This is a genomic window from Curtobacterium sp. MCBA15_009 (genome assembly GCF_001864895.1).
Taxonomy (GTDB): Bacteria; Actinomycetota; Actinomycetes; order Actinomycetales; family Microbacteriaceae; genus Curtobacterium.
On sequence record NZ_MJGO01000037.1, the window covers coordinates 263663 to 279090 of the forward strand.

Annotated in this window: 17 protein-coding genes; 6 read left to right on the forward strand and 11 right to left on the reverse strand. The window is 73.2% G+C overall.

Annotation, left to right across the window (positions count from 1 at the left end; translation table 11 throughout):
• Positions 1 to 15: 15 nt before the first annotated feature.
• The 7 genes from BIU97_RS09540 to BIU97_RS09570 form a co-directional block, all read right to left on the reverse strand.
• On the reverse strand, positions 16 to 222 hold the full coding sequence (locus tag BIU97_RS09540; RefSeq protein WP_071259299.1) for a hypothetical protein: 207 nt from the start codon (positions 220 to 222) through the stop codon (positions 16 to 18).
• A 34-nt stretch (positions 223 to 256) separates the two neighbouring features.
• Positions 257 to 1024 carry a hypothetical protein gene (locus BIU97_RS09545; protein ID WP_071297509.1) on the reverse strand — a complete coding sequence of 256 codons (768 nt, stop codon included), beginning with the start codon at positions 1022 to 1024 and terminating at the stop codon, positions 257 to 259.
• Positions 1021 to 1881, reverse strand: a complete 861-nt coding sequence (locus BIU97_RS09550; protein WP_071259293.1) for a carbohydrate ABC transporter permease — start codon at positions 1879 to 1881, stop codon at positions 1021 to 1023. The genes BIU97_RS09545 and BIU97_RS09550 overlap by 4 nt, the downstream gene beginning before the upstream one ends.
• Positions 1878 to 2867 carry a carbohydrate ABC transporter permease gene (locus BIU97_RS09555; protein WP_254782956.1) on the reverse strand — a complete coding sequence of 330 codons (990 nt, stop codon included), beginning with the start codon at positions 2865 to 2867 and terminating at the stop codon, positions 1878 to 1880. The genes BIU97_RS09550 and BIU97_RS09555 overlap by 4 nt, the downstream gene beginning before the upstream one ends.
• A complete protein-coding gene (locus BIU97_RS09560) occupies positions 2864 to 4189 on the reverse strand; it encodes an ABC transporter substrate-binding protein (protein ID WP_083404753.1) in 1326 nt (441 codons plus the stop codon). Before BIU97_RS09560 ends, BIU97_RS09555 begins: the two co-directional genes overlap by 4 nt.
• A gap of 23 nt (positions 4190 to 4212) precedes the next feature.
• Entirely contained in the window at positions 4213 to 5463 is a 1251-nt protein-coding gene (locus BIU97_RS09565; RefSeq protein WP_441294395.1) for a Gfo/Idh/MocA family protein, read from the reverse strand.
• A 318-nt stretch (positions 5464 to 5781) separates the two neighbouring features.
• Entirely contained in the window at positions 5782 to 6570 is a 789-nt protein-coding gene (locus BIU97_RS09570) for a DeoR/GlpR family DNA-binding transcription regulator (protein ID WP_071260337.1), read from the reverse strand.
• Between the two features lie 126 nt (positions 6571 to 6696).
• On the opposite strand from BIU97_RS09570, the gene BIU97_RS09575 reads away from it, so the two are divergent.
• The 5 genes from BIU97_RS09575 to BIU97_RS09595 are packed head-to-tail and all read left to right on the forward strand — an operon-like array spanning position 6697 to position 11438.
• Positions 6697 to 7575, forward strand: coding sequence for an SIS domain-containing protein (locus BIU97_RS09575; protein ID WP_071297512.1), 879 nt, complete (start codon positions 6697 to 6699; stop codon positions 7573 to 7575).
• Complete coding sequence (locus BIU97_RS09580; protein WP_071297513.1) at positions 7575 to 8480, forward strand: ROK family protein; 906 nt, start codon at positions 7575 to 7577, stop codon at positions 8478 to 8480. Before BIU97_RS09575 ends, BIU97_RS09580 begins: the two co-directional genes overlap by 1 nt.
• Entirely contained in the window at positions 8477 to 9598 is a 1122-nt protein-coding gene (nagA, locus tag BIU97_RS09585) for an N-acetylglucosamine-6-phosphate deacetylase (RefSeq protein ID WP_071297514.1), read from the forward strand. Before BIU97_RS09580 ends, nagA begins: the two co-directional genes overlap by 4 nt.
• Positions 9595 to 10605 carry a 1-phosphofructokinase family hexose kinase gene (locus BIU97_RS09590; RefSeq protein WP_071297515.1) on the forward strand — a complete coding sequence of 337 codons (1011 nt, stop codon included), beginning with the start codon at positions 9595 to 9597 and terminating at the stop codon, positions 10603 to 10605. Before nagA ends, BIU97_RS09590 begins: the two co-directional genes overlap by 4 nt.
• A complete protein-coding gene (locus BIU97_RS09595; protein WP_071297516.1) occupies positions 10602 to 11438 on the forward strand; it encodes a class II fructose-bisphosphate aldolase in 837 nt (278 codons plus the stop codon). Before BIU97_RS09590 ends, BIU97_RS09595 begins: the two co-directional genes overlap by 4 nt.
• 5 nt (positions 11439 to 11443) lie before the next feature.
• On the opposite strand, the gene BIU97_RS09600 is transcribed toward BIU97_RS09595, so the two are convergent.
• The 3 genes from BIU97_RS09600 to BIU97_RS09610 are packed head-to-tail and all read right to left on the reverse strand — an operon-like array spanning position 11444 to position 14012.
• Positions 11444 to 12841, reverse strand: a complete 1398-nt coding sequence (locus BIU97_RS09600) for an L-serine ammonia-lyase (RefSeq protein ID WP_071297715.1) — start codon at positions 12839 to 12841, stop codon at positions 11444 to 11446.
• Between the two features lie 35 nt (positions 12842 to 12876).
• Positions 12877 to 13071, reverse strand: coding sequence for a PspC domain-containing protein (locus BIU97_RS09605; protein ID WP_071259202.1), 195 nt, complete (start codon positions 13069 to 13071; stop codon positions 12877 to 12879).
• 14 nt (positions 13072 to 13085) lie between these two features.
• Positions 13086 to 14012, reverse strand: coding sequence for an NADP-dependent oxidoreductase (locus BIU97_RS09610; RefSeq protein ID WP_071259199.1), 927 nt, complete (start codon positions 14010 to 14012; stop codon positions 13086 to 13088).
• 79 nt (positions 14013 to 14091) lie between these two features.
• Between BIU97_RS09610 and BIU97_RS09615 the strand changes: the two genes are divergently transcribed.
• On the forward strand, positions 14092 to 14907 hold the full coding sequence (locus tag BIU97_RS09615; protein WP_071259197.1) for a shikimate 5-dehydrogenase: 816 nt from the start codon (positions 14092 to 14094) through the stop codon (positions 14905 to 14907).
• Between the two features lie 75 nt (positions 14908 to 14982).
• Here BIU97_RS09615 and BIU97_RS09620 read toward each other — a convergent pair whose 3' ends face one another.
• On the reverse strand, positions 14983 to 15426 hold the full coding sequence (locus tag BIU97_RS09620; RefSeq protein ID WP_071259185.1) for an SRPBCC family protein: 444 nt from the start codon (positions 15424 to 15426) through the stop codon (positions 14983 to 14985).
• Positions 15427 to 15428: the final 2 nt, after the last annotated feature.

A 15428-nucleotide genomic window follows, 5' to 3' on the forward strand; every position in this document is an offset into this window, starting at 1 on the left:
CCGACGGCGGCGGGGTCAGTCCTCCTGCGGCGGCCCCGGCCGGACGGCCGCGGTGTCGGCGATGTCGATCCGGACGTCGCCGTCCGGCGCGTGGGAGACCTCGACACGGGGGTCGGCGTCGTGCGCGTCGGACCCGGACATCCGGCGGAAGGTGTCCTGTCGACGTTCCTCGAAGGTCATGTCGACGCCGTCGTCGAGGTGGTCGTGGTCGGGCTTCGTCATGCCGTGCACGGTACGCGGCCCGGCCCCGGAACGGTCAGGCGACGGGAGCGGTGCCGGTGCGTTCCGTCCAGTGCCCACCGCTCGCCCAGCGGTCGAGGACCGCGGCACGCAACCGACCGGTCGGCGCGGAGGCGCGGGCGGTCGCGAGCGGCACGCCGAACACGAACTTCGCGACGCTGTCGTCGCCCTCCGCCGCGTCGTGTGGACCGGGCGGGTCGAGCCGGAAACGCCGCGCGAAGCGCACCGTGTTCGCGTCCGGCCCGAGCACGTCCGCCAACCCCGGGTCGAGCAGCCACGAGCGGCACCGCCACCGCTCGGCGACGCGGTCCGGTGCGAGCCGTCGGAGCAGTCCGGGCGCGCGGGCGAAGGACCGGTCGCAGTCGTCGGGATCGAGGGGCCCGGTCTCCGGGACGTGCACACCCCACGCCGGGGAACCGTCGGCCAGGTGGTCGCCGAGTTCGAACTGGAGGCGCCCCACGGCCACCACGCGACCGGTCACCACCGCGACGAGCCAGTCCACGTCGGCGCCGCGCAGGCCGTACCGGTCGAGCTTGCGGCCCACGTCCGCGACGGTCGCCTCGGCCACGTCGCGCGGGAGCCCGCGTCGCGTGAGCGCGTCGGCGTTGCCGGGCACCGCCGCGCGGAGCGCGGCGACCACGAGGGCGTCGCGCTCCGCTGGCTCCGCGTCGGCGACGGTGGCGGCGAGCGCCGTCGCCACCGTCGCCGCACCCTGGTCGGTCCCCACGGCGGCGGTGAGGAGCGCGACGGACGCGGGGCGGGCCTCCAGGCCGGTGGTGGTCACTTCAGACCGGACGACGCGAGCCCGTCCATCACCCGCCGCTGCAGGACGACGAACATGATGAGCACCGGGGCCATCGCCATCAGGCTGGCGGCCATGAGCACCGGGTAGTCGATCGTGCGGTCGCTCGACAGCGTGGCGAGGCCCGCGGCCAACGGCATGTCCTCGGCGCGGGTGGAGACCACGAGCGGCCAGAGCAACTCGTTCCACGACCAGAGCACCGTGGTGATCGCGAGCACGCTGATCGAGGGACGGGCGAGCGGCAGCATGATCCGCCAGAAGGTCTGGAACGGGTTGGCGCCGTCCATGCGCGCTGCCTCTTCGAGCTCGGGCGGCATGTTGAGGAACGCGGTCCGCATCAGGAAGGTGCCGAACGCGCTGAACAGCCCCGGCGCCACGATGCCCATCAGGGAGTCGAGCCAGCCGAGACCCTGCACGATCTGGTACTGCGAGATGAGGTACACCTGCGACGGCACGAGCAGGATCGACAGCACGATCCCGAGCAGGACCATCCGGCCACGGAACCGCATCCGGGCGAACGCGTACCCGGCGAGCGTGCAGAAGACGATCTGCGCGATCGTGCGGATGACCGTGACCCACACGGACGTGCCGAGCTGGCTGAGGAACGGCAGCCGCTCGAAGACCTGCGCGTAGTTCTGCCACTGCAGCTCGCCCGGCCAGAAGACCGGGGTGACCGACTGCACCTGCGTGTTCGTGGACAGCGACATGATGATCTGCCACAGGAACGGGAAGGCCATGACGAACCCGCCGACGCCCAGGACGACGTGGATCCACCAGTGGCTGCCGCCTCGGCGACCGGGCCGGCGCGCGGCCCGGGGCGGGGTGACCGTTGCGGTCATGACTGCACCCACTTCCGTTGGACGCGGAACTGCACGAGCGTGATGATGCCGATGAGCACGAAGATCACCATGGCGATCGCGGCCGCGAAGCCCTTGTCGTTGTCGATGAACCCGGCGCTGTAGAAGTAGAAGACGAGCGACATCGTCTTCGGGATCACCGGGTTCGTGCTGCCGAGGATGGCGTAGAGCAGGTCGAAGAGCTGGAAGCTCGAGATCGTCGTGATGATGACCACGAAGAAGATGCTCGGGCTGAGCAGCGGCACGGTCACCGAGCGGAACTGCCGCCACCGGCTCGCGCCGTCGAGCTCGGCTGCCTCGTAGAGCTCCGGCGGGATGTCCTTGAGCCCGGCGCCGAGGATGATCATCGAGAAGCCGAGGGACGACCAGAGGCCGACCAGGCTCACCGCCACGAGTGCGAACCCGGGCGTCGAGATCCAGTAGGGGCCGTCGATCCCGAACCGGCCGAGGAACCAGTTCACGATGCCGAAGTCACCGTTGAACATGATGCGCCAGACCAGCGCGATGGCCGCCGGCATGGCGACGTACGGCAGGAAGAACAGCACCCGGTAGAACTGCGCGAACCGCAGCCCCGGGGTGTTCAGCAGGCTCGCCAGCCACACCGCGATCGGGATGCCGGCGAGCACGACGACCGTGTAGACGATCGTGTTGAGGAGGGACTGGTACAGCTGCGGCTCGCCGAACAGGCGGACGTAGTTCTCGACGCCGCTGAACGTCGCACCGCCGAAGACGCCCCAGCTCGTGAACGAGTACCAGAACGTCTGGATGATCGGCCAGATGTAGAAGGTGCCCACGCCGAGGAGCAGCGGGAGGACGAAGAGCCACGGCCACCACCCGTCGGTGCGTCGGGGGGCGCGGGTGCCACCGGCCGCGGGACCGGGGGCGCCCCGCCCGGACGAACGCGTCCGGGCGGGGGCGGAGGCGGCGGGGGGCCGCTCGGTGTTGATCGCCATCGGTTCGGGACTCACTGCTCCTTGGCGAGCGCGGCGTCCATCTTCTGCGCCAGCTGCTCGGCGACGTCGTCGACCGGTGTCGAGCCGTCGAACGCGCCCGGCAGCATGTTCGTCTCGAGGGTGTTCCACGCTGCGGTGTTCTTCGAGACGGGCAGGGGCTCGGCGTAGTCGACCGCGTCGAGGAAGACCTGCAGGTCGGCGTCGGGCATCGTCTTCGTGAAGGCGTCCTGCGTGCCCTCGTACGCGGGGATGATCGCACCCATGTCGCCCTGCTGCTGCTGGGCGTCCTTGCTGGCCAGGTACACCTGGAGCGCCTGCGCGGCGGCCTTGTCCTTGCTGCCCTCGGCGACGACGTTCGAGACCCCGTGGATGACGGTCGCCTGCTTCTTGCCCGTGGGCAGCGGGTAGACGACGACGTCCTTCTCGAGGTCGGTGCCGGTCAGCGCGGACCGGAACCAGCTGCCGCCCTGGTACATCGCGAGCTTGCCCGAGGTGAACCACTGGTCGGCGGTGGTGTCGGTGAGCTGCTTGATGGACGGCGAGGCACCGGAGTCGATCAGGTCGGTCCAGAACTGCAGGCCTTCCTCGGAGGCCTTCGACGCGTACTCGGACTTCGTGCCGTCGGCGTTCAGCACCGATCCCCCGGCCTGGAAGATGGTGTTGTAGTACGTCGTCTGGCCGTCCATGCCGGCGGCGGCGCCGTAGACGCCCTTGCCCTCGAGCTTCTCGCGGAGCTCGGCCGCGGTCTGCTGGAAGTCGTCCCAGGTCCAGTCCTTGTCGGGCAGGTCCATGCCGGCCTGCTCGAACAGCGACTTGTTCACCCAGACACCGATGGTGTCGAAGTCCTTCGGGACGCCGTACTGGGTGTCGTCGTAGGTGTACAGGTCGTTGAGCGCGCTCGAGTACTTCGACGGGTCGATGTCGCCGGCCTTGACCTCGCCGGTGATCGGGGCGAGCTTGCCGTTGGCCGCGTAGAGCTGGAAGTTCGGGCCGTTCATCCAGAACAGGTCGGGCAGCGTGTTGCTCGATCCCTGCGTCTGCAGCTTGGTGAAGTAGTTGGCGTACGGCGTGACGTCGACGCTGACCTTGATGTCGGGGTACTCCTCGTTGAAGCCCTTGAGGTTCGCCTTGATCGCGTCGACCTGGTTCTCGTCCCAGACGGCGTAGGTCAGGTTCGCCTTCGTGTCCTTCGCCGGGGCGGCGTAGTCGCCGCCGGAGCCGGAGGCCCCGGACGACGAGGAGCACCCGGCGAGGAGTGCGGCCGCACCGAGCGCGGCGACGGCGCCGAGGAGGACGCGGCGCACGCCGGTGCCTCGGGCGGGGATGTGTGCGGTCATCGGGAGGTCCTTTCGCACGGCCGTCAGGAGGTGACGGTCTGGGAGGGGTGGGAGGGGTCGGTGTCGGAGGGGTGCGTGTGCGCGGGGTGGACGGGCGCCGCGAAGTGCGCGATCGTCGCGGCCGGCAGGGGCGGGACGTCGACGGGGACCGAGCCGTTGCGCAGCGACCGGGTCGCGAGCGCGCCGGCGGCGACCGCGGCGCGGGCCGCGATCGGCGAGAGCTGCGCGGGTTCGCCGAGCGCGACGGACCGCAGGAACTCGGTCATGGTGAGCAGGTCGGCGTCGGCGTGGCCGTCCTCGACACCGTCGATCGGGTACTCGCGGTCCCCCGCGGTGTCCCACCCGCGGCGGTGCGTCCACACCTTCACGACGCCGCCGCCGGTGTCGCCGATGTTCTCGAGCCGCCCCTCGGTCCCGATGACGGTGTAGTTCCGCCAGTAGTCCGGGGTGAAGTGGCACTGCTCGTAGCTCGCCTGCACGCCGTTGTCGAGCGTCATCATGACCATCGAGACGTCCTCGACGTCGACGACGGGGTTCAGGCCGGTCTGGGCGAGCGGCGGCCAGTTGTCGAACGAGAACCAGTCCCCCATCAGCTCGCCGCTGCGGTCGCGCCGGTCGGTCACGTCGCCGTAGACCGACAGGGACCCCATGCCGACGACGCGGGCGGTGTCGCCGCCGCCGAGGGCGTGGATGACGTCGAGGTCGTGGCTCGCCTTCTGCAGGAGCAGCGAGTTCACCTTCGTGCGGTCCGCGTGCCAGTCCTTGAAGTAGTAGTCGCCGCCGTTGCCGACGAAGTGGCGGACCCAGACGGCCTTCACCTCGCCGATCTCGCCGCGCTCGATCACCTGGCGCATGAGCCGGACGACCGCCGCGTGCCGGAAGTTGTGCCCGACGTAGAGCGGCGTGCCGGTCTCGGCGGCGGTGTTGAGGACCGCGTCGGCGTCCTCGACCGTGATGGCGAGGGGCTTCTCGAGGTAGACCGCGATGCCGGCGCGCAGCAGGTCGATCGCGATCTCGGCGTGCGTCCAGTCGGGCGTCGTGACGATCGCCGCGTCCACCACCCCGGCGAGGTCACGGTGGTGCTCGACCACGGTGGCCCCGGGGTACTCGGCCCGGCCGCGCTCGCGGCCTGCCTCGGTCACGTCGGCCACGGCGACGACCTCGGCGCGCAGCGCCGGGTCCGCGGCACTGGCCTCGGCCACGTGCCCCGCGATGGCGGACCGCTGTCCCATCCCGATCACCGCGACCCGGAGGGTCCCGTCGTCAGCGCGCATGCTCATCTCGCTCCCTTGCGTGATTGTGACGTCCATGATGCCGAATCGATCATGGATGCACAATAGGCGCTCACGGAACGCTCATGTAGCGAGATGCGATGGTTTTACATGCCGGTAACGTCCGCGGGCGGGCGTCGCCGACGCGTCGGCCGGGAGGCACGCCTCGCGTCCGTCACGGCCGTCACCGTCCGGGACGGCACGGCGGGCGCGGGGCGCTCCGTCGGTCGGGCGCCAGGCGCGGGCCGGGGGAGGTTGTCGGGGAGGATCGGCCGTGCGGGTGGCCGTCCGTGGCGGAGGTCGGGCGCTGCGGTCGGGTGCTCAGTCCGCGACGATGAGCTCCACCCCGGCGGCGGCGAGGTCCGCGGCGAAGGCAGCCGGGACGGGCTGGTCGGTGACGAGCACGTCGATCCGGTCGAGCGGGCAGATCCGCGCGAACGTCGACCGCTCGATCTTCGTCGAGTCGGCCACCACGACGACCCGGCGCCCGACGGCGGCGAAGTGCCGACTCACCTCGGCCTCGCCCTCGTGCATGGTCGTGGCACCGTACTGCCCGGTCAGGCCGTCCACCCCGAGCACCACGAGGTCGAGCGCGAACTCGTCGAGGGTGTCGCGGACGAGCGGGCCGACGAGCTCGTAGGACTGGCGGCGCGCCACCCCGCCCGTGACGACGATCTTGACGTTCGCCCGGACGGAGAGCTCGTACCCGACGTTCAGGGCGTTCGTCACGATGGTGATGCCGAACTCGCCGTCGGCCCGGATGAAGCGTTCGCTCTTGCCGAGCTCGCGCGCGACCTCGGTCGTGGTCGTCCCCCCGTTGAGCCCCACGGTCTCGCCGGGCTGCACGAGACGGGCGGTCGCGCGGGCGATCGCCGTCTTCGCCTCGGCCTGCCGGGCGATCTTGTACTGCAGCGGCAGTTCGTAGCCGGCGCCGAGCGCCGCCGCCCCGCCGTGGGTGCGGGTCACGAGCCGCTGGTCGGCCAGCGTCGTGAGGTCGCGCCGCGCGGTCGCCGGCGAGATCCCGAGCAGCTCGCCGATCTCGGCGATCGAGACGTTGCCGCGCTCGCTCACGAGTTCGAGCAGGGCGTTCAGCCGCTGTTGGGGGGTCATGACGGTCATCCTACGGCGTCGGTCCGACGCTCTCGTGATCGGAAATGACGCGTTCGTCTTCCGTCGCGCACGATCGCTCGCTACGATTCGTGGGATCGATCACCCCGAGCGGAACGGAAGGCTCCCATGACCGACACCTTCGTGAGCGCCGAGCTGGCGTCCCAGCCGGAGACCTGGCGTGCCGCCGCCGCACTCCTGCCGACGGTCGCCGACGCACTCCCCCAGCCCGGTGAACGCGTCGCCGTCGTGGGCTGCGGCACGAGCTGGTTCGTCGCGATGTCCTACGCCGTCGCCCGCGAGCAGGCCGGCCTCGGCGTGACCGACGCCTTCGCCGGCTCCGAGTACCCGGCGTCGCGCGAGTACGACCGGGTGCTCACCATCAGCCGCTCCGGCACGACGACCGAGGTCGTCGACCTGCTCCACGCCCTGCCGTCCCGACGCACCGTGCTCGTCACGGCCGTGCCGGACAGCCCCGCCGCAGCCGCGGCCGACGACGTCGTCGCGCTGCCCTTCGCCGACGAGCGCTCCGTCGTGCAGACCCGCTTCGCGACCACGACGCTCGCGCTCCTCCGTGCCTCGCTCGGCGACGACGTCGACGCCCTCGCCGCCCAGGCCGAGACCGCCCTGTCCGTCCCGATCGACGACCTGCTCGACGCCGAGCAGGTCACCTTCCTCGGTCGCGGTGCCGCGGTCGGCCTGACCGCCGAGGCAGCGCTCAAGACGCGCGAGGCCGCACAGTTCTGGGCCGAGTCGTACCCGGCGATGGACTACCGGCACGGGCCCATCGCCATCGCCCAGCCCGGCCGCCTCGTCTGGTCGCTCGGCCCGACCCCCGACGGGCTGGCCGACGAGGTCGCCGCCACCGGCGCCCGCCTGGTGCAGCACGACCTCGACCCGTTGGCCGGGCTCGTCGTCGTGCACCGGTTCGCCGTGGCCCTGGCCGAGCGCCGCGGACTCGACCCCGACAACCCCCGGTCGCTCACGCGGTCGGTCATCCTCACCTGATGGCGGCCGCAGGCGCGGTGCTCGGGGTCGACGTCGGCGGCACGGGCGTGAAGGCACGGCTCACCGACACCGACGGACGCGTCCTCGACGACCACCGGGTCCCGACACCGCGTGAGGACCCGGACGGCACGGCACTCGCCGCCGTCGTCGCCGACCTGGCGGTGCGCGCGGCCGACCACGGCCCGCTGGCCGCGGTCGGACTCGTCACCCCCGGTGTCGTCGACGAGACGAGCGGCACCGTCGTGCTCGCCGTCAACCTCGGCTGGCGCGACGTCCCCGCCCGTGAGCGGGTCCGCGCGGCCCTGCTCGCGCGGGGCGTCGACGTGCCCGTCGCCTTCGGCCAGGACGTCCGTGCCGGTGCCCTGGCCGAGGTCGCCGCCGGCGGACCGGCCCTGGCGACCGGTTCGGTGTCGTTCGTGCCCGTCGGCACCGGCCTCGCGAGCACGCTCGTCGTCGACGGCGCCGTGGTGTCCGGTGGCGGCTGGGCGGGGGAGATCGGGCAGGTGCGGATCCCGACCGGGCCGCACGCCGGGCTCCGGGTCGAGGAGATCGCCTCGGCCGGGGCCGTCGCCCGCCGGTCCGGCGCACCGTCCGCCCACGCGGCGATGCTCCGGGTGCGGGACGGCGACCCCGTGGCGACCACCGTCTGGCACGAGTGCGTCGACGTCCTCGCCGACGCCCTGGCCTGGACCACCGCGGTCGCCGGCTGCCACACCGTCGTCGTGGGCGGGGGACTGGCCGAGTCCGGTCCGCTGCTCCTCGACCCGCTGCGCACGGCCCTGGCCGGACGGCTCGTCGGGGTCCGGGTGCCCGCCGTCGTGCCGGCCCGGCACGGCGACGCCGCCGGGGCGATCGGCGCCGGCCTGCTCGCCCGCCGTGCCCTCGACGGACGGGTCCTCGTGTGACGACGCTCATCCGCGCCCCCCGTGTCGTGACCGCGACCGACGACCTCCGCGACGCCTGGCTCGTCGTCGACGACTCCGGCGCCGTGCGCGCCACCGGGGTCGGCACCCCGCCCGACACCGACGACGTCGTCACGGTGGCCGACGGCGCCGTGGTCCCCGGCCTCGTCGACCTGCACGCCCACGGCGCCCTCGGCCACGACTTCGCGTCCTGCACCGCCGACCAGGCCCGTGCCGCCGCCGACCACCACCGTTCCCGGGGCACGACGACGCTCGTCGCGTCCGTGGCCACCGGCCGGCACGACGACACCGTCGCCGCCCTGGCCCGGCTCCGACCGCTCGTGGCGGACAGCACGCTCGCCGGCATCCACCTCGAGGGGCCGTGGCTCGCGCAGTCCCGGCGCGGTGCGCACCGCGCCGACCTGCTGCACGCACCGGACGCGGCCGAGGTCGACGCCCTCCTCGCCGCCGCGGGCGACGCGCTCCGGATCGTGACCCTCGCGCCGGAGCTCCCCGGCGCACTCGACGTCGTCGCCCGGCTCGTCGCCGCCGGGGTCGTCGTGGCGATCGGCCACACCGACGCGACCGCCGAGCAGACCCGCCGGGCGGTCGACGCCGGGGCCTCGCTCGTCACGCACCTGTTCAACGGCATGCCGCCGCTGCACCACCGCGCCCCCGGGCCGGTCGGTGCGGCGCTCACGGACGACCGCGTGCTGCTCGAGTGCATCGTCGACGGCCACCACCTCGACCCGCTGACGGTCGCGCTCGTGCAGCGCACCGCTCCGGGTCGCACCGTGCTCGTCTCCGACGCCATGTCCGCGACCGGCTGCCCCGACGGCGACCACACCGTCGCCGGGTCGGCCGTGTCGGTCCGGGGCGGCATCGCGATGACCGCCGACGGCTCGTCCCTCGCCGGCAGCACGATCGCCGTGGCCGACGCCGCACGGACCCTGCTCACCGCCGGTGTCCCGCTGCCCGAGGTCGTCGCCGCGTCGTCCTCCCGCGCCGCCCAGCTGCTCGGCCGCCCGGCACCCCTGACCGTCGGGGCCCCGGCCGAGCTCCTCGTGCTCGACCCGCACGCGGGCACGGTGCGGCCCCTGCCGAGGGCGGTGGCCGCATGATCGTCGTCGTCACCCCGAACCCCGCCGTCGACGTCACCTACCGCGTCGCGGAGCAGCGCATCGGCGAGACCCAGCGCGTCCTCGACGTCGCCCGGCGACCGGGCGGCAAGGGCCTGAACGTCGGTCGGGTGCTCGACACCACCGGCACCGGCACGCACGCGGTCCTGCCGCTCGGCGGGGCCGCCGGGCGGTGGATCGCCGAGGCGCTCGACGCCCTCGGCCTCGCGCACACCGACGTCGCGATCGGCGGCGAGACCCGCACGACGGTCACCGTCGTCGACGACCTCGCCCACCCGACGATGCTCGGCGAACCCGGCCCGGAACTCGGGGCGGAAGAGTGGGACGCCGTCACCGCTGCCGTCACGGCGCTGCTGCCCGGCGCCGACGCGCTGGTCGTGTCCGGCTCGCTGCCGCGCGCGACCGACCCGGGCGTCGTCGCCCGGTGGGTGGCGGCGGCGCGGCACCACGGCGTGCCGAGCGTCGTCGACTGCTCGGGCGACGCGCTCCTCGCCGCCGCGTCGGCCGGGGCGACCGTGTGCAAGCCGAACCGCGAGGAGCTGCTCGACGCCACCGGCGCCGACGACGAACGCTCCGGTGCGCGGCTCCTGCTCGAGCGCGGCGCGACCGTCGTCGTCGTCTCGCGCGGCTCGGACGGCATCGCTGCCCACACCGCCGACCGCGTGCTCGACGTGCCGGCGGTCCCCGGGGTCAGCGGCAACCCGACGGGTGCCGGCGACGCCGCGACCGCCGGACTCGTCGGTGCGCTCGTCGGTGCCCTCGACCGTGCGCTCGACCGTGCCCTCGACCGTGCGACCGACGGCGGCCCCGGCAGCACCGCGGTGCTCGACGACGCCGTCCTGCTCCACGCGCTCCGCTCCGCTGCGGCGCACGGTGCCGCCGCGGTCCTGCGCCCGGTGGCCGGCGAGGTCGACCCCGCCGACGTCGCCCGGTTCCTGCACCCCGACCACGACCACGCCGACACCGACCGAACGAGGACCCCCGCATGATCACCGACCTCGCCCTGACCGGGCTGCTCGACACCGCCCGCACCGCCCGCCGCGGCGTCGGTGCCTTCAACGTGGTGCTGCTCGAGCACGCCGAGGCCATCGTCACCGGGGCCGAGCGCGCCGGTCTGCCCGTCGTGCTGCAGATCAGCGAGAACTGCGTCCGCTACCACGGCGGCCTCGCCCCGATCACGGCGGCGACGCAGGCCATCGCCCGCGCCGCCGACGTCGACGTGCTCGTGCACCTGGACCACATCGAGGACCCGGAACTCGTCGCCGCCGGCATCGACCTCGGTGTCGACTCGGTCATGTACGACGGGTCGCACCTCGACTTCGCGGCGAACGTCGCCGCCACCCGCGACCTCGCGGCCCGGTGCCACGCGGCGGGCGTCGCGATCGAGGCCGAGCTCGGCGAGGTCGGCGGCAAGGACGGCGTGCACGCCCCGGGCGTCCGCACCGACCCCACCGACGCCGCCACCTTCGTCGCCGACACCGACGTCGACGCCCTCGCCGTCGCCGTCGGCACCTCGCACGCGATGCAGACCCGCGAGGCCTCGGTCGACCGCGACCTGGTCGCGCGGCTGCGGGAGACCGTGCCGGTGCCGCTCGTGCTGCACGGCTCCTCCGGCCTGTCCGACGACGAGCTCCGCGGCGCCGTGCACGCCGGCATGACGAAGATCAACATCTCGACGCACCTCAACGGGCTGTTCACCCGTGCGCTCCGGGGCGTCCTCGACGAGCGCCCGGACCTCGTGGACCCGCGCGGGTACGTGTCCGCCGGCCGCGAGGCGATCGCCACCGAGACGGCACGACTGCTCACCCTGCTGCACGGCTGAGCCGGTCAGCAGAGCGGGACGTTCACCGCCAGACCGCCCATCGCGGTCTCCTTGTACTTCGTGGACATGTCCGCACCGGTCTGGCGCATGGTCTCGACGACCTGGTCGAGCGAGACGTGGTGCACGCCGTCACCGCGCAGCGCCATCCGGGCGGCGTTGATCGCCTTGTTCGCCGCGATCGCGTTCCGCTCGATGCACGGGATCTGCACGAGGCCGCCGATCGGATCGCAGGTCAGGCCGAGGTTGTGCTCCATGGCGATCTCGGCGGCGTTCTCGACCTGCTCGGGCGTGCCGCCGAGGACCTCGGCGAGCCCGGCGGCGGCCATCGACGCCGCCGACCCGACCTCGCCCTGGCAGCCGACCTCGGCACCGGAGATCGACGCGCGCTCCTTGTAGATCGACCCGATCGCCCCCGCGGTGAGCAGGAAGCGGACCACCGCGTCGTCGCGGTCCGCCGGCGTGACCGCGGGCACGTAGGTCAACGCGTAGTACAGGACCGCGGGGATGATGCCCGCGGCACCGTTCGTCGGCGCCGTGACGACCCGGCCGCCGGTGGCGTTCTCCTCGTTGACCGCCATCGCGACGAGGTTCACCCACTCCATGGCGAACAGCGGGTCGTGGTCCGGGTCCTCGCGGGTGAGCTGCTCGTGCCAGGTGGCCGCGCGACGGCGCACGGTCAGGCCGCCGGGAAGGAGTCCGGTGCGGCGCACGGACCGCTCGACGCAGGACTCCATCACGGCGTGGATGCCGAGCAGCCCGGACCGGACGTCGGCCTCGCTGCGGGTGACGGACTCGTTCGCCATCGCGACACCGCTGATCGGGAGCCCCGAACCGGTGCAGGCCGCGAGCAGCTCGGCGCCGCTCGAGAACGGGAACGGTACGGCGTCGCCGACCGGGATCGCGGCACCGGCGACGGCTGCCGGCGCGTCGGCCGCGGGCTCGGCGTCGTCGTCGCGCGCGATGAACCCACCGCCGATCGAGTAGTAGGTCTCGTCGGCCAGGTCGGTGCCCGCCGCGTCACGCGCGCGCAGTCGCATCGCGTTCGGGTGCCGCGGCAGCATGGTCAGCGGGTGCAGCACGATGTCGGCGAGCCGGAACGGGACCCGAGCCCCGCCGTCGAGCGGCAGTTCGCCGTCGCGGTCGACCGCGGCGAGCGCAGCGGTCATCGCGTCCGGGTCGACGGTCTCGGGGTGCGAGCCCATCAGGCCGGCGACGACGGCTCCGAGCGTGCCGTGGCCCTGCCCGGTCGAGGCGAGCGAGCCGTACAGGTCGACGGCGATCGTCGCGACGGGCGTCCCGGCGACGAGGGCGGCGAACTCGGCCCCGGCCCGCATCGGCCCGACGGTGTGCGAGCTCGAGGGGCCGACACCGACGCTGAACAGATCGAAGACGGAGACCGGCACGCCCGACACACTAACCCGTCCGGACGGGGCGGTGCTCAGCGGCTGGGGCGGCCCTCGGACGGCATCACGGCCCACAGGACCACGTAGGCGATCCAGAGCGGTCCGGGGAACAGGCTGAGGACGACCCAGCCGATCCGGACGAGGGTGCGGGACAGCCCGAAGCGGTCGGCGAGTCCGGCGCAGACGCCGGCGAGGACGCGGCCCCGGCGGGGGCGGGAGAGAGTGCTCATGCGGCCCACGGTACTCAGGGCACCAGGACGATCTTCCCGCGGGTGTGCCGCTGCTCGAGCTGTTCGTAGGCGTCCTGCACGCGCTCGAGCGGGAAGGTGGCCGCGACGGGGACCTCGATCGAGCCGTCGGCGACCTGCAGGGCGAGTGCCCCGAGGATCTCCGGGTCGGCGGTGTCGGCGCTGCCGGCGGTCCGCGCCCCCACCTCGGCCGCCGCCTCGAACGCGATGACCGTCTCGATGCGCTCGGCGGGGACGCCCAACGCGATGCCGAGGTGCACGTACTCCGGGCCGAACGTGTCGATCACGGCGTCGACCCCGTTGGTCGCGAGCTCGGTGATCCGCTCCCGCAGCCCGTCGCCGTACGCCACGGGCCGCGCACGCTTCGACCGGAGCCAGTCGTGGTTGGACTCGGACGCGATCGCGATGACGTCGATCCCCTCGTTCGTGAGCAGCTGCGTGACGAACCCGCCGACGCCGCCGGCCGCGCCGGACACGACGACGGTCTCGCCGGGGCGCGGGTCCACGGCGCGGACCGCCGCGGCAGCGGTGGTGGCGACGACGTCGAGGCCGCCGGCGACCGCCCAGTCGAGCAGGCGCGGCTTCTGCACCACCTGCACGGCGGGCACGGCGACGTACTCCGCCTGGCCGGCGCGGTCCCACGACCACCCGAGGACCTCCTCGCCCTCGTCGACGCCGTCGACCTCGGCGCCGACCGCGACGACGATGCCGGCGAAGTCGGTGCCCTGCCCGGACGGCAGGTCGCCGCCGAAGACACCCTGGCGGATCGCCGACTCACCGGGGTTGATCCCGGCGGCACGGACACGGACGAGCACCCTCCCGGGGGCCACCTCGGGAACGGGTACCTCGGCGACGTGCAGGACCGATCGGTCGCCCCACTCGTCGAAGCGGACAGCGCGCATGGTCTCCGGGATCTCGGTCATCCGCTCCGACGCTACCCCGGAGTGCCGCACCCGGTCCGTGTGGACCGCTCCATCGGCGTACTCATGGGAGACTGGCGGCATGCCCATCCTCCACAAGGACATGCAGGTCTGCATGTCGCTCGCCGCCCGGCCGAGCAACATCGGCACCCGGTTCCACAACTTCCTCTACGACGAGCTGGGGCTCGACTTCCTGTACAAGGCGTTCACCACGACCGACCTGCCCGGTGCCGTCGCCGGCATCCGTGCGCTCGGGATCCGCGGCTGTTCGGTGTCGATGCCCTTCAAGGAGGCGATCATCCCGCTCGTCGACCACGTCGAGGACTCCGCCGCGGCGATCCAGTCGGTCAACACGGTCGTGAACGACGACGGCGTGCTCACGGCGTCGAACACCGACTACGAGGCCGTCGCCGCCCTGCTCGCGTCCCACGGGGTCGATCCCGGGTCGCGCGTGCTGCTCCGCGGCTCCGGCGGCATGGCGAAGGCCGTCACGGCGGCGTTCCGTGGTGCCGGCTTCGACCGGCTGACGGTCGTCGCGCGCAACGAGCGGACCGGTCCGGCGCTCGCGGCGCAGTACGGCTACGAGTGGGTCGCCGAGGAACGCGAGGCGGGGGAGACCGACGTCGTCGTCAACGTCACCCCGCTCGGCATGCGCGGCGACCAGCAGGACGCGCTCGCCTTCGCCCGGGAGCGGATCGAGGCCGCGCACACCGTCTTCGACGTGGTCGCGTTCCCGTCGGAGACCCCGCTCGTGCGCGCCGGACGCGACGCCGGCAGGCACGTCATCACGGGTGCCGAGGTCATCGCCCTGCAGGCGGCACGCCAGTTCGAGCGCTACACGGGCGTCGCCCTGACCGACGACCAGGTGGCGCGCGCCAGCGCGTTCAGTCGGGCGTAGTCGACGCGACCGGCGACGAACGGGAGGCCGGTGGCGGCGCCGCCACGGGCCTCCCGTCCGTCTCGTCGGGACGTCTCAGGCGTTCGCCGCGCGCCCGGCCGCGACCCAGCTGAGCCGGCGGATGCTCTCGCGGTTGCGGAACCAGATGCCGGGCTGCGCGATGAACCCCGGCACGAGCGATCCGGGTCCCTCGACGGGGTTCTCCCGCAGGGTGACGCGGCAGCCACGGGGGTGCGGTTCGACCTCGACCTCGACGCGGGCCTCGCCGACCGGCCAGCCGCGGGCCTGGATGACCAGCCGTCGCGGCTCGTCGTACTCCAGGACCGTCGTCGTGTCGTTGATGACGAACGGCCAGATGCCGAAGGAGTGGTGGATCCGGGTGCCCACCGCCGGCCACCCGCGGTCCTCGCCGCGCATCCGCGAGGCACCGACCACCCACGTCGGGTAGAGCCAGCCGTCGCGGAGCACGTCGAAGACGGCCTCGGGTGCGCAGTGGAAGATGCGGACGTTCTTCGCCATGG